Genomic DNA, 13,810 nt, shown 5'->3' on the forward strand with positions numbered 1-13,810 from the left:
AAACCATGTTTAGCAAGTTTATACACAGACCCGTTTTTGCGATCGTGATATCCATCATCATCGTTTTTGTTGGCTCCTTGGCCATCAAGCAACTGCCTATCTCGCAGTTTCCACCGATTGCACCTACAACGGTGAATATCTTCATAGCCTATCCGGGTGCCAGTGCCGATGTTTTGGTCAAATCAACCCTTATCACACTCGAAAATTCCATCAATGGAGTAGAAGGAATGCGCTACATCGCCACCGATGCCACAAGTGCAGGAGAAGCAACTTTGAGAATCATATTCGAGCCCGGAACCGACCCCAACGAAGCGGTTATTCGTGTCAAGACAAGGGTAGATCAGGTAATGCCACTCTTGCCCGAACTGGTGCAACGAGAAGGCGTTGTCATTACGCCAATCCAACCCAGTATGTTGATGTACGTGAATCTTTATGCCAAGGATAAAAGTATGGATGAGAAATTCCTCTACAATTATGCAAGTGTGAAGATGATTCCAGAAATCAGCCGAATCAAAGGTGTGGCAAGGTCTCAAATCTTAGGAAGTAGAACCTATGCCATGCGGGTTTGGTTGAATCCAGACCGAATGAGGGCCTATAATATTTCTGTTGATGAAGTCATGAAAGCTTTGGGCGAACAGAGTATCATCGGTCGTCCGGGAAGAATCGGACAGAGTTCGGGTATTGCCGCCCAATCGCTAGAATATGTGCTGACGTATAAAGGAAGGTTCAACAAACCCGAAGAATATGAAAATGTGATCATCAGGGCGAATTCAAAAGGACAGAGCATCCATCTGAAAGACATCGGGAAAGTAGAACTAGGAAGTGAATTTTTCGACATCTATTCCAACCTCGACGGACATCCTTCGGCAGCGATTGTTTTGAAACAAAATTATGGCAGTAATGCAAGCGATGTGATCGAAAGCGTAAAGGTCAAACTGGAAGAAATGAAGGAAACTTTCCCACCTGGAATGGATTATAAAATCAGCTACGACGTTTCGCAATTCTTGGATGCTTCCATCGATCAGGTAATCGATACCTTGCGGGATGCCTTCATCTTGGTAGCCTTGGTGGTGTTCATCTTTTTGGGTGATTGGCGTTCAACATTGATTCCAATTTTAGCCGTTCCCGTTTCGCTTATCGGTGCCTTTTTTGTCATTCAATTCTTTGGACTTTCCATCAATCTAGTAACGCTGTTTGCCTTGGTATTGGCAATTGGTATCGTGGTCGATGATGCCATAGTCGTGGTCGAGGCAGTCCATGCCAAGTTCGAGGAGTTTCCGCACATCTCGCCTTACAACGCGGTTAAAAAAGTATTAGGTGAAATCAGTGGCGCCATCATTGCCATCACAGCGGTTATGGTTTCGGTATTCCTTCCCATCTCTTTTATGACGGGACCTGTAGGAACTTTTTACAGGCAATTTTCCATCACGATGGCAAGTTCCATCGTAATTTCAGCTTTGATTGCCTTGACGTTGACACCAGTTTTGTGTGCGATGTTATTAAAAAACAACCACGGAAAACCAAAGAAAGGTAATCTGCTGACCAAAAGTTTGGATGCCTTCAATAGAATGTTTGACCGATTAACAGGCAAATATGTAATACTCCTAAAAAAGATTGTCAGCAGAAGATGGCTTACTTTCGGAATCCTTTTGGCTTTCTGTGCCGGTATCTTTTTTGAAAACCAAATCCTGCCTTCCGGATTTATTCCGAGTGAGGATCAGGGAACCATTTATGCCATCATCCAAACGCCTCCAGGAGCAACATTGGAACGCACCAACCAAGTATCGCAAAAACTGCAAAAAATATGCGAGAAGATCGATGGAGTAGAATCGGTTTCGTCTCTAGCAGGATATGAAATCATGACAGAGGGTCGTGGTTCTAATGCAGGAACCTGTCTAATCAACTTAAAGAAATGGTCGGACAGAGAGCATACCGTTAAGGAAATCATGGAGGAACTCGAAGAAAAATCACAGGGACTTGGAGCCGTGGTAGAATTCTTTGAACCACCTGCAATTCCCGGATTTGGTTCGGCTGGAGGTTTCTCGATGCGATTGCTCGACAAGAATACCGAAACCGATTATCAGGATTTTGATAAAATCAACAAGCAGTTTATGACTGATTTGGGCAAACGTAAAGAACTTTCAGGATTGTTCAGTTTCTTTGCCGCCGATTATCCTCAATACGAATTGGAAATCAACAACGAACTTGCCATGCAAAAAGGGGTTTCTATTGGTAATGCGATGGAAAACCTCAACATCTTGATCGGAAGCACCTATGAACAAGGCTTTATCAAGTTTGGACGTTTCTTTAAAGTATATGTACAATCCGACCCGAAATTCAGAAGGCTGCCGTCGGACATCTTGAACCTTTATGTGAAAAACGACCAAGGCGAAATGGTTCCGTATTCTGCCTTTATGACTTTGAAGAAAACACAAGGGCCTAATGAAGTAACACGCTACAACATGTACAATTCCGCCGCGATCCAAGGTGCTCCTGCAAAAGGCTATACGACTGCAGATGCCATCAAAGCGATAAAAGAAGTTGCCAGTGAATCTCTGCCAAAAGGTTATGACATTGCCTGGGAAGGTTTGTCTTATGATGAAGCAGGCCGAGGTAACGAGTCGCTATACGTTTTCCTGATTGTTTTAGTGTTCGTCTATTTTGTCTTGGCCGCCCAATATGAAAGTTTTATCATTCCGTTGGCTGTGGTATTTTCATTGCCGGTTGGGGTTTTCGGATCGTTTGTCTTGTTGCAGATGATGGGACTTCAAAACGACATCTATGCCCAAATCGGACTCATCATGCTCGTTGGATTGCTCGGTAAGAATGCCGTATTGATTGTTGAGTTTGCTGTTCTCAAACGACAGCAAGGGTTTTCTATTCTGGAAGCCGCCATTGAAGGAGCAAAAGTGCGTTTTCGCCCTATTTTGATGACTTCTTTTGCCTTTATTGCCGGATTGATTCCGTTGATTGTTGCCACTGGAGCAGGAGCCATCGGTAACCGAACCATTGGAGCTTCGGCACTTGGAGGTATGCTTTTCGGAACCATCTTTGGGGTCATCATCGTGCCGGGATTGTACTTTATTTTTGGCTCGTTGGCCGATGGTCGAAAGCTCATCAAAGGAGAGGAAGAGGGTTCTTTGTCAGAAGGATTCGTACATCAAATAGATAATTTTGAAAACACAAACGAACATGAATAATATGTTTAAATATATACTGCTAGTAAGTCTGACTTTGAATCTCACGGCATGCAAAACTCCGTCATTGGTTCAAAAAACAGAGAATAAAGAAGTGCCTTTGAGTTATAGCAACTCAAAGGATACTTTGAACACCGCCACCTTCAAATGGAAGGAGTATTTCAAGGATGTCTATCTCGATTCGCTCATCGATACGGCTTTATCCAACAATCAAGAGCTTAACATCACCTTGCAAGAAATCGACATTGCCAAAAACGAAATTCGGGCTAGAAAAGGAGAATACCTTCCTTTCGTAGGACTGAAAGGTGGAGCAGGAGTAGAGAAGGTAGGACGCTACACCAGCCAAGGTGCCAATGATGCGAATACCGAAATCAAACCCGGAATTGAAACGCCAGAACCACTTCAGGATTATGGCTTGAAAGCCTATGCTACTTGGGAATTGGACATCTGGAACAAGTTGCACAACGCCAAGAAAGCCTCCGTTAGCAAATATCTTGCTACTGTAGAAGGCAAGAACTTTATGGTTACAAATCTTATTGCCGAAATTGCCAATTCCTATTATGAATTGTTGGCCTTAGACAGCCAGTTGGCCATCGTGAAGCAGAACATCGATCTTCAGGACAATGCCCTCAAGATTGTAAGGTTTCAAAAGGAAGCCACAAGAGTAACCGAACTTGCTGTAAAACGTTTTGAGGCACAGGTATATAATACGAAAAGTCTGGAGTTCAATATCCAGCAGCAGATTGTAGAAACCGAAAACAAGATCAATTTCTTGGTGGGAAGGTTTCCGCAACATGTTAAAAGAAGCACCGAAAACTTTACCGACCTGGTTCCGAATGCCATCAGTTCCGGTATTCCTGCCCAGTTGCTTGAAAACCGTCCCGATGTGAAGCAGGCCGAAATGGATTTGGCCGCTGCCAAACTGGATATAAAAGTTGTAAAGGCTAGATTCTATCCTTCGCTGGGAATTTCGGCAGGTATTGGCTTGCAGGCTTTTGATTCTAAATACTTGTTCAAGACACCGGAGTCGTTGCTGTATTCCCTTACGGGAGATTTGATCGCACCACTCATCAACCGGAATGCCATCAAGTCTAGTTATTATTCGGCGAATGCCAAGCAGATCCAGGCAGTTTATAATTATGAAAAAACCATCTTGAATGCCTATATCGAAGTGGCCAATCAGTTGGCGAAGATTGATAATGTGGCAAAGGCTTATAATTTAAAATCCAAACAGGTGGAAGCCCTAAATATCTCAGTTTCGATCTCAAACGACCTTTTTCAATCGGCTCGGGCAGATTATATGGAAGTGCTGTTAACGCAACGCGATGCACTCGAATCAAAGTTTGATTTGGTGGAAACAAAATTGCAACAGATGAACACGATGGTGAACATCTATCATGCCTTGGGTGGTGGTTGGAAGTAATATGCTGACTATTTAAATGCAAAAATCCCTTTCAAACGAAAGGGATTTTTTTGTTTTATCCTGAAAAGTGTACTGCTAAACTTCAATAAAGGCTATAGTACTCCTGAAGCATTATTTATTAGTGACTATAATCTTCTCTGTCATATTTACATTTCCATACGCTACATTAAGAATATAAATCGCCGAGGAAAGACCGCCAAGATCAATGCTGAAGTGTTCATCCGTTATCTTAAATTCCCTAACAAGCCTTCCTTGAAGATCATACATTTTTGCTTTAGCATTTTCTCCAGTTGCAGAACTTGGTATCTTTATAAACAAACGATCAGATGCCGGATTTGGGTAAATTAAAACTTTTTCCTTGTTGAAATCATCTTGGGTTAGAAAACTTCCCGAATACATAACGGAGCTTGGAGTTGGGATGCTGTTTTGTCCTACAGCTACAAATATTCCGTTGCCATAGATGACCGACTTCCACATTCTCGAATAAGCTAGCGAATTGGTCCAGGTGATTCCGTCGGTGCTTTTCATCACCTGATTTACTGTCCCTCCATCACTGACTGCAACAAACAGTCCGTTTCCAAATGTTACAGCATTCCAAGGATTTGTATTTGGAGATGCAGTCGCCGTCCAGGTAATGCCATCAGGACTGGTCATGATCTTATTGGCAGTTCCGTTGTCGCGTGCTACCGCAACAAATAAATTATTGCCAAATGCTACAGAACGCCAAGTTTTGTCAGCCGCCGCCGTTTGACTTGTCCAAGTAATTCCATCAGGACTGGTCATAACGCTGTTAGTTCCTGTTTCTGCAACGGCAACAAACAAATTGTTGCCAAAAGTTACTGAACTCCAATTAGCATCAGAGGCCGAAACTCTTGAAGTCCAAGTGATCCCGTCAGGGCTGGTCATTACACGGCTGCCTGTTCCGGAAGAAGCGACTGCCACAAATAAATTATTACCGTAGGTTATGGAAGTCCACGAATTATTTATCGCTGCGCTGCGGCTTGTCCAAGTGATCCCGTCAGGACTTGTCATCACCCTATTTGCATTGGCATTTCCTGCACTATAACCGGCAATTGCAACAAATGTTCCGTTGCCGTACGTTACAGCATTCCATTTGTTGTCTGCGGCGGAAGTCCTCCCAGTCCAGATAATTCCGTCGGGGCTGGTCATTACTCGGTTTGCAGTTCCATTTGTGGATACTGCAACAAATTGTCCGTTTCCGTAGGTAACGTTGCTCCATTGGTTGTTTGATGGTGCATTAGCGGTTGTCCATGTCGTGCCTGTTTGGCCGTTGGAAAGTAAGGAGAGGCTTAATGCTAATAAAATAATAAGTTTTTTCATGATTCGATGTTGTGTTTAAGGTGTTTTAGTTGCAAGAAAAATTCACAGTGCTTTCAAGAGCATTTGTGGTTGGGGTGACAAGGAGCACAGTGCCTCCAAATGGGGTTGGCACATAACGGCGGGTAACATTTTCATAGTTGCCTCTCTGAACAGTTGGAAAACCATCCGTATCATAGTCATACGAATAGTCGATATGGGTGGTGTCTTGGGTGCTGTAGCGGTATGCTATAATTTCAATGTTTTTCAGCATCTTTGTTTCAGAAGGGGTTTCCCGGGCAAATGCCAACTGATGGATAGGGCTTTTTGGAAGATATTGCAACGATTCCTGATTGGACAGATTGGAGATAAAAAGCAATCCCAATGGACCTTCAAAATAAGGTTCTACTTTGTTTTCCTTGTCAAGGAAGTAGGTATAGGTGTAATCTGCGGTATAGTATTCTTGCGAATCGAGATCGAAAAGGTTCTGAACGGATTTTTTTACCAGATTCCCATCCAGATATTGATAGCTGCTTGTCACTTCTATAGATGTGCCTTCCTTATGTGTGGTGATGTTGGTCAAGACACTGTTGGCATCGTATTGCGGCGTGGTGTAGGCAACCAATGCACCTTGAGCATTGAACTCGGACTGTTTTGCTAGCTTACCGCTTGGGTCATATTCCAACTGGTAGTACAATTCCAGCTGATTGTCTATGGATTTGGATACTTTGCTGGCATTTCCCTGTGCATTGTACTCTATTGTATATTCCGAAATCACGGGTGGTTGTGTCGGAGCGGCTATGTTATAATCGGATTTGGTTATTTTTATAAGCTGGTTCTCGGTGTTGTAAGCGATATCGGTTATGTCTCCACCAAAGGAAATACGGTCGGGTCGGGTCTTGCAATCAATTGAAACAGGAGGTGTCTGCTGCACATCATCATCGTTGCAGGATGATAATGTAACCATGAACAGTGTTGCAAGGACAAGGCATCTAAAAGGAAACGGGATGCTTTTCTTTATTGATTCAGATGCATTTGTGGCATTAATTTTTAGTGTGGTTTTCATTATGGGTTTTGTGAGTTGGTTAGGTTGGCATTCCCTTTTTAGTGAACGGGATGTTACTGGAATGGAATTATCGCGCAAATGTACTTCATAAAACTGCCCCGGTCGTTATTATACTTAGACCTGTCACACTATTGTCCAGAGGATAATTTTGAGAAATGCTTTGGGGATGGTTGTGTTTTAAAGGATGTAGTGTTGCATTTTTTTATTTTGAAATCGTGTGAAGGCTTGTCCTGTTTGTCCGGAAGCGTTCCCTTTGTGCCACGGAGCATTCTCTTTGTGTCGCGGAGTATTCTCTTTGTGCTTCGGAGCGTTCTCTTTGTTTCACGGAGCGTTTTCTTTGTGTTTCGGAGTGTTCCCTTTGTGTCGCGGAGTATGCTCCTTGTTTCGCGGCGCATTTCCTTTTTGCATCGGAGTATTTCCTTTGTTTTGGTTTTTTAGTTGGAGTGGGGAGTTATTTTTGGTGGATTTGTAAGTGTGGTTGTTGTATTGGGATTGGGTATAAAAAAGGGCTTGGCGTTGATGCCAAACCCTTTTTTGTTGTTATGAAATGCTTTTACTGTTTATTCTACTGCTATCTGGTGTCCTTCGATTTGGCCGTTTACGTTGATGTTGAGGACGTAGATTCCCATTGGCAGTCCTGCTACCGAGAAGGTTGCCTGGTTGTTGTTGATTTGAACGGTTGTTTTGGTTTGTCCGTTCATGTCTACCAATTCTCCTGAAACTGCTGTATCGGTTGAAGGGATGTTGTTTTGATCCCGCAGGGAAATGTTTACGATATCGGTGGCAGGGTTGGGGTAAACGGTGTAGATGGTTTCGCTTGCCATTCGGGATGCAATTGGTCCAGGGCAGTTTACAACGGTATAATTTTGTATAAGCCACGGTGTCCAGCCACAGGCGTTTTTGGCACGTACTTTAAACACCACAGGTCCCGTTTGTGAGGTTTGTATCCTGATGCTGCCATTGGCTCCAACCGTGTTCCAGTTGAAGTTGTTGGAGATCTTGACCCACTCCCAATCGAGGTAGGTAGAGTTCTGGGCAAGGCCTACGGCTTCTATACGGATGAGGTTGTTTACCAAGTATTCGTTGCTTTTGCATAATGTTAGGGTACAGCTTGGATCATTGAGTGGATTGGTTGCACAATCCAGTGGTTGGCGGATGGTTGGGAGGCCTACCCAAAGTCTTTTGGTGAAATTTTTTGTACCGCAGGCAAGTGTGGTAACAAATAAGTCTATTGTAATGTATCCAGAACCAATATTTCTATTAGTTACGGTAAAACTTTGAAGATTGGTTGCAGAGCCTATTACTAAGTTGTAACCTTCGCTTATGCTCCAAGTATAAGTAGCGTCTGATATAATTACAGGGCTTGTGAACATTTGTGAAGTGCATATAGAATCTGCCCAATTAGGTTCTCTAGTGGAGCACATATAACTACAATCTGTTGGTATTGATAATTCTTCGGTCAAATGTCCGGCGAGCCAATTACCGTTTCGGACTTGAAATGAAATGTGTTCATTGTTAATGAAGTTATCAGTATAATCCACTATAAAAGCATGAAAACCGCTTGTCAAGGCAGGCTCAGGGGTTGTTCCTGCAGCATATTTTTTTAAATAATCTACTTCAAGTACTGGCTGATTATTTCTTCTGATATCAAGAGCACTCACAACAGGAATAAAACCATATCTTCTATTCACAACAACATTACTACTAAATGGGAGTTCTTCTATAACATTGCCTATATCATAATAGCCACCAGAGTAAGTGTCAAAAGGTAAATAGCCTAGGGGAACTGTTTTGTTTCGTTCCATCATTGTATGAGTCATTTTCACTATCCACAGAAATTTTTTTTCATATCTCACCTTACCTGCATACACTTGTCTTTCTGATGCAAAAGTAAGTGGATTGGCATGTAGGTCAAAATCGTAAAAGTATTTGCTAGATCCAGGCAAAGTACCAAGTATAGCTAATGAAAAGTCATTAATTTGGTCACCAATAATAGGCGTTATAAGCATGTGCACCAAGTCGCCAAAAAAATCGGGATTATCGGTATCATGCAAACTAATGAATTTAGCTCTCGGACCAAAGCCATGGTCTACTGCACATTCATTACCGTTGCTTATCGCGATATTTATTGATTCCTCAGGATAGCCCATGGCATCAAATTCATTTTGCCAAACCGAATGCACAGCCGTTGTAGGGTCACTAGCAAGGTCAACATAATGATAATTCATTTGCATCGCTGCCGGTGTGTCTTGTATGGTGAGTATATCATCAAGTGAAGGGAATTTAACGGCAAGATTCGTTGAAAGCATTAAATCAACAAAATTTAAAATAGAAGGGATTACATTTTCCATGAAGCCATACAGTAAAGGAGCCGATGTATATTCGTCGTATATATGACGGCTAAAATATTGTGTGCTTACCGGTGTGTTGGCGCCCTGCATTGGAGAATCGTGGGCAATGAATAATCTTACATCATGGTCTTCGTTATAGTCTTTCTCCATTTTGGCTAATGTATAACGACCTATTAAACCACCCATACTTTGTCCTATCAAAACATTAGGTTCGGTACTACCAGCCTGAAGTTTCTTGGCGTTTACCCATTTTATAACATTGCGGAGCACCTCGCTGTTGTGCTTGATGTTGTGCATGCCGTTTTGCCAATCGATATAGATGATGTCGTATTCTTGGGTGTTATCAAATAAAAGGAGGTCTCTTAGATCTCCAGAATTCGGTAAATCTCCTTGATCATTTAGGAAATTGTTCAAACTTCGCTCTCCACCCTCCGTTTCAGGTTCCGTAACACTACCGGGATCAAAACCTTCTGCCACAATAAACGGCTTTCTAATCTGTCCATTATGAGCAGGGGCATAGTCGATACGTAGTATGGCACCAGCTTGTGCTACAAAAAGAGGATTGGTTGGATGGGGAACAAAGACATTGTTGGCATAATCGTTGGTTCCCATGGGTTGAGGTGGAGGTAACACAAGAGGTGCATCGATTTTAACCTTGGTATGGGAATACAGAATTGTTCCGTTGGTGAGTGTAGTTTTGAACACCCAATTATAGGTTCCGTTCTGTGCATAATTGGCATATATTTTTTGATTGATGGAGAGCAGCTTGTATCCTGAACCGTCATTAAGGTTGACCTCTATTTTTTGTATCAAGTTGCTACTGTTGCTCAACATCAGATCTTGAGGAAGCACCACACCAAAACTCTTTTTATTGTAGCTGTTGATGGCTGGAGTGAAGGCAATAGCACTCATCGTTTGGTAAGGGTTCTGCCAAACGCTCTTTACAAATTTATCATAATATTTGTTGTTGCTGACTGTTATTTTGCTTGAAGATTGCGGATTGATCCGGGAATACTGGTAGAACAATCCTGCAAGAACAAGTGTGCTCTGTTCGGTTTGATTATAGCTTCTCCGGTGTGTTGCCCAATTGTTTGCAACGTTTTCTATAGTAGGAAAATATTGTGTTGTGGTAGTTACCTTTCCCATAAACAGCGTTTTATAGATACTCCCCAATACATTTGGATCTATAAAAGTACTATCGGTTAGGGTTCCATTATAGGCAGGAACATTGGTAAACTCCATTGCATAATCGTTCAAAATTCCATGTGGAACACGCGTCTTGTCTAGTCCCTGAAAAATAGGGTTGACCTGATTTTTCCATTCATTGTTGATATGAATTGGACGGATGATAGCTTGGGTACTGTTAGTTTGCTGTTGGCTATGGCCCAAGATAGCATAAAGCACACACAGTAGGGTACTGATTTTTTTCATGTTTTTGTTTTTGGTTGTTTTTTTATTGTGTAAATAGAGTATCAAATCTTCCTTCCCTTATTTCTACAGTTTCTCCAGTAACCGGGTGCTTGATGTCAAACCAGAAGGTTCCAGAAACGATGTGATTAGTAAAATCGAGTTTCGTAATGGTTAATTCACCTGAATAATTTGAATTCGTGTAAGATTGATAATTTTCTGTGATTGAATAAGAGAAGCCACAGCCAGCATATGCATTACCGTCAGATAATTGTAATAATTGATAACTTCCTCCTTCAAAAATTTGTTTTTTATCTGTTTGGATATATATGTTTTGAGGTAAATTATTTGCACTATTACCTCCTATGCTAAAATAATACTCCCCATCTACAACCTGATAAAAGCAATTGAACCATCCGCCGCTTTTGTCAATAAAAGGCTTGCCGTCTACATAGCAGGCAAAGGTTCCTTTGCCAGATTGTGTTGCTGGAGGTAGTGCTTGTGTTGTAGTATTGTCGTCTTTGTCGCAACCAAAAGCGATTGCTAGTAGAAGTAGTAGGATGGCTTTTTTCATAGTATGAATTTTAGTAAATGTAAATAAAGGACGGGTAAATGTAGGAAAATAGTTAGTTATCAAAAGGTTATGGTGAAATTATTTTATAAATGCAAATATTCTATAGGCTATAGCTCATAAGGACATAGAGCACAGTAAGGTACTGATTTTTTTCATGTTTTTGTTTTTGGTTGTTTTTTATTGTGTAAATAAAGTGTCAAAGCGACCTTCGCGGATTTCTACTGTTTCTCCCGAAATTGGATGCTTAACATCAAACCAGAAGATTCCAGAAACTATGTGGCTGGTATAATCAAGTTTGGTAATGGTTAATTCTCCTGAATATTGCGAGTTTGTGTAAGAGCCTTCTGCAGTATTGTTCGGAAGATTAAATCTGCCACCTCCCCAAGCGTTACCGTTTTGATTAACCACTAAAGGTAAAACTTCTCCTTGGGAAATAGTTTTATCAGTTGTAGCGATAATCACAGTTCGCATGCTGTTATTCTCATTTCTTCCCTGAATTGAAAAGAAATACTCCCCATCTACAAACTGATAAAAGCAATTGAACCATCCGCCGCTTTTGTCAATAAAAGGCTTGCCGTCTACATAGCAGGCAAAGGTTCCTTTGCCAGATTGTGTTGCTGGAGGTAGTGCTTGTGTTGTAGTATTGTCGTCTTTGTCGCAACCAAAAGCGATTGCTAGTAGAAGTAGTAGGATGGCTTTTTTCATAGTATGAATTTTGGTAAATGTAAATAAAGGACGGGTAAATGTAGGAAAATAGTTAGTTATCGAAAGGTTATGGTGGAATTATTTTGTAAATGCAAGTATTCTATAGGCTATAGTTCATAAGGACATAGAGCACAGTAAGGTACTGATTTTTTTCATGTTTTTGTTTTTGGTTGTTTTTATTGTGTAAATAAAGTATCGAATCTTCCGTCTCGGATTTGAATTGTTTCACCGGTATTAGGATGAATTACATCAAACTCAAAATTTCCTGATACTATTTTATTGTCAAAGTCTAATTTTGTTATAACAAGAGTGCCGTAATTAGTATTACAGGTTGTCGTGGTTAATAGTTGATTAGTAAATGCTACTTCCGCATAATGGTTATTTGTCTGATTGCATAAAAGAGGATATTCCTTGCCTCCTTCAATTTCTGAAGAATTTGAGGCTATTGCGATAAAGTCAAAAACAGGATGATTTCTATCTTCACCTCCAATTGCAAAATAGTACTGACCATCCACAAATTGATAATAGCAATTGAACCATCCGCCACTTTTGTCAATATAAGGTTTACCGTTTACATAGCAAGCAAAAGTCCCAGCTCCTGTTTGTGTTGCTGGTGGAAGTGTTTCGTTATTGTTGTCATCGTTATTGCAACCGCATACTATTAGTAGAATTGCAAAAATTAAAATTATTTTTTTCATATCATTATGTTTTATTGAGTAAATAACGTGTCGAATCTTCCATCTCTAATTTGAATAATTTCACCACTATTAGGATGAATTACATCAAATTCGAAAGTTCCTGATACTATGTTATTATCAAAGTCTAATTTTGTGATAGTCATAGTTCCAAAAGAAGAGTTACAAGTTGTAGCATCTAATAATTGCCTTGTAAATGCTACTTCGCCATAATGATTGTTAGGTTCATTACAACTCAACTCATATTGTTGGTCATTTGTGATTTCTGAAGCATTTGTAGCCAATGCAACTGCACGAAAGATACTATGATTATCATCTAATCCACTAATTCCAAAATAATATTCCCCGTTCACCAACTGATAAAAGCAATTAAAATAACCGCCACTTTTATCAATAAATGCTTTGCCGTTTACATAGCAAGCAAAAGTCCCAGCTCCTGTTTGTGTTGCTGGTGGAAGTGTTTCGTTATTGTTGTCATCGTTTTTTTCGCAACCAAAAAATGTTAGTATAACTGCAAAAATTAAAATTATTTTTTTCATATCATTATGTTTTATTGAGTAAATAACGAATCGAATCTTCCATCTCTAATTTGAATAATTTCACCACTATTAGGATGAATTACATCAAATTCGAAATTTCCTGATACTATGTTATTATCAAAGTCTAATTTTGTGATAGTCATAGTTCCAAAAGAAGAGCTACAAGTAGTCGCTCCTAATAATTGGTTTGTAAATGCTACTTCTGCATAATAGTTACCAGGCTCGTTGCAGGTCAATAGATATTGTATGTTGTTCTCAATTTCAGAAGCATTAGAGGAAAGTACTATTTGATCCAACAAATTATGATTTTCATCTTCACCTCCAATACTAAAATAATATTCCCCCTCCACAAATTGATAATAGCAATTGAACCATCCTCCGCTTTTGTCAATATAAGGTTTACCGTTTACATAGCAAGCAAAAGTCCCAGCTCCTGTTTGTGTTGCTGGTGGAAGTGTTTCGTTATTGTTGTCGTCGTTTTTTTCGCAACCAAAAAATGTTAGTATAACTGCAAAAATTAAAATTATTTTTTTCAT

11 protein-coding genes are annotated in these 13,810 nt (G+C 40.6%); 2 read left to right on the top strand and 9 right to left on the bottom strand.

What is annotated here, in order from left to right; all coding sequences use genetic code 11:
- Window positions 1–5 precede the first annotated feature (5 nt).
- Window positions 6–3,200 (top strand): efflux RND transporter permease subunit, encoded by a 3,195-nt coding sequence (locus tag J2X31_RS10960; RefSeq protein WP_310026731.1) that lies wholly within the window; start codon window positions 6–8, stop codon window positions 3,198–3,200.
- Between the two features lies 1 nt (window position 3,201).
- Window positions 3,202–4,620, top strand: coding sequence for a TolC family protein (locus tag J2X31_RS10965; protein WP_310026733.1), 1,419 nt, complete (start codon window positions 3,202–3,204; stop codon window positions 4,618–4,620).
- A 111-nt stretch (window positions 4,621–4,731) separates the two neighbouring features.
- On the opposite strand, the gene J2X31_RS10970 is transcribed toward J2X31_RS10965, so the two are convergent.
- The 9 genes from J2X31_RS10970 to J2X31_RS11010 all read right to left on the bottom strand — a co-directional run bounded on the left by J2X31_RS10970 (window position 4,732) and on the right by J2X31_RS11010 (window position 13,810).
- Window positions 4,732–5,961, bottom strand: coding sequence for a WD40/YVTN/BNR-like repeat-containing protein (locus J2X31_RS10970; protein WP_310026734.1), 1,230 nt, complete (start codon window positions 5,959–5,961; stop codon window positions 4,732–4,734).
- Window positions 5,962–5,986: 25 nt separating this feature from the next.
- The gene (locus tag J2X31_RS10975) at window positions 5,987–7,003 is read right to left on the bottom strand and encodes a hypothetical protein (protein WP_310026735.1); all 1,017 of its coding nucleotides are present in this window, start codon (window positions 7,001–7,003) and stop codon (window positions 5,987–5,989) included.
- A 128-nt stretch (window positions 7,004–7,131) separates the two neighbouring features.
- Window positions 7,132–7,398 carry a hypothetical protein gene (locus J2X31_RS10980; protein WP_310026737.1) on the bottom strand — a complete coding sequence of 89 codons (267 nt, stop codon included), beginning with the start codon at window positions 7,396–7,398 and terminating at the stop codon, window positions 7,132–7,134.
- A gap of 165 nt (window positions 7,399–7,563) precedes the next feature.
- Entirely contained in the window at window positions 7,564–10,785 is a 3,222-nt protein-coding gene (locus tag J2X31_RS10985) for a T9SS type A sorting domain-containing protein (protein WP_310026739.1), read from the bottom strand.
- 22 nt (window positions 10,786–10,807) lie between these two features.
- A complete protein-coding gene (locus tag J2X31_RS10990) occupies window positions 10,808–11,335 on the bottom strand; it encodes a Riean_0653 family protein (RefSeq protein WP_310026740.1) in 528 nt (175 codons plus the stop codon).
- A 177-nt stretch (window positions 11,336–11,512) separates the two neighbouring features.
- The gene (locus tag J2X31_RS10995; protein ID WP_310026741.1) at window positions 11,513–12,040 is read right to left on the bottom strand and encodes a Riean_0653 family protein; all 528 of its coding nucleotides are present in this window, start codon (window positions 12,038–12,040) and stop codon (window positions 11,513–11,515) included.
- 176 nt (window positions 12,041–12,216) lie between these two features.
- Entirely contained in the window at window positions 12,217–12,738 is a 522-nt protein-coding gene (locus J2X31_RS11000; protein WP_310026743.1) for a Riean_0653 family protein, read from the bottom strand.
- Between the two features lie 11 nt (window positions 12,739–12,749).
- A complete protein-coding gene (locus J2X31_RS11005) occupies window positions 12,750–13,274 on the bottom strand; it encodes a Riean_0653 family protein (RefSeq protein ID WP_310026744.1) in 525 nt (174 codons plus the stop codon).
- A gap of 11 nt (window positions 13,275–13,285) precedes the next feature.
- Window positions 13,286–13,810, bottom strand: coding sequence for a Riean_0653 family protein (locus tag J2X31_RS11010; RefSeq protein WP_310026745.1), 525 nt, complete (start codon window positions 13,808–13,810; stop codon window positions 13,286–13,288).

Source organism: Flavobacterium arsenatis (assembly GCF_031456785.1).
In the GTDB taxonomy this organism is placed as follows: domain Bacteria; phylum Bacteroidota; class Bacteroidia; order Flavobacteriales; family Flavobacteriaceae; genus Flavobacterium; species Flavobacterium arsenatis.

Excerpts from the sequence above, each read along its gene's own strand:
- J2X31_RS11010 (WP_310026745.1), bottom strand. The coding sequence starts at position 13,810 with ATGAAAAAAATAATTTTAATTTTTGCAGTTATACTAACATTTTTTGGT.
- J2X31_RS10995 (WP_310026741.1), bottom strand. The coding sequence starts at position 12,040 with ATGAAAAAAGCCATCCTACTACTTCTACTAGCAATCGCTTTTGGTTGC.
- J2X31_RS11000 (WP_310026743.1), bottom strand. The coding sequence starts at position 12,738 with ATGAAAAAAATAATTTTAATTTTTGCAATTCTACTAATAGTATGCGGT.
- J2X31_RS11005 (WP_310026744.1), bottom strand. The coding sequence starts at position 13,274 with ATGAAAAAAATAATTTTAATTTTTGCAGTTATACTAACATTTTTTGGT.
- J2X31_RS10970 (WP_310026734.1), bottom strand. The coding sequence starts at position 5,961 with ATGAAAAAACTTATTATTTTATTAGCATTAAGCCTCTCCTTACTTTCC.
- J2X31_RS10990 (WP_310026740.1), bottom strand. The coding sequence starts at position 11,335 with ATGAAAAAAGCCATCCTACTACTTCTACTAGCAATCGCTTTTGGTTGC.
- J2X31_RS10975 (WP_310026735.1), bottom strand. The coding sequence starts at position 7,003 with ATGAAAACCACACTAAAAATTAATGCCACAAATGCATCTGAATCAATA.
- J2X31_RS10960 (WP_310026731.1), top strand. The coding sequence starts at position 6 with ATGTTTAGCAAGTTTATACACAGACCCGTTTTTGCGATCGTGATATCC.
- J2X31_RS10965 (WP_310026733.1), top strand. The coding sequence starts at position 3,202 with ATGTTTAAATATATACTGCTAGTAAGTCTGACTTTGAATCTCACGGCA.
- J2X31_RS10985 (WP_310026739.1), bottom strand. The coding sequence starts at position 10,785 with ATGAAAAAAATCAGTACCCTACTGTGTGTGCTTTATGCTATCTTGGGC.
- J2X31_RS10980 (WP_310026737.1), bottom strand. The coding sequence starts at position 7,398 with ATGCGCCGCGAAACAAGGAGCATACTCCGCGACACAAAGGGAACACTC.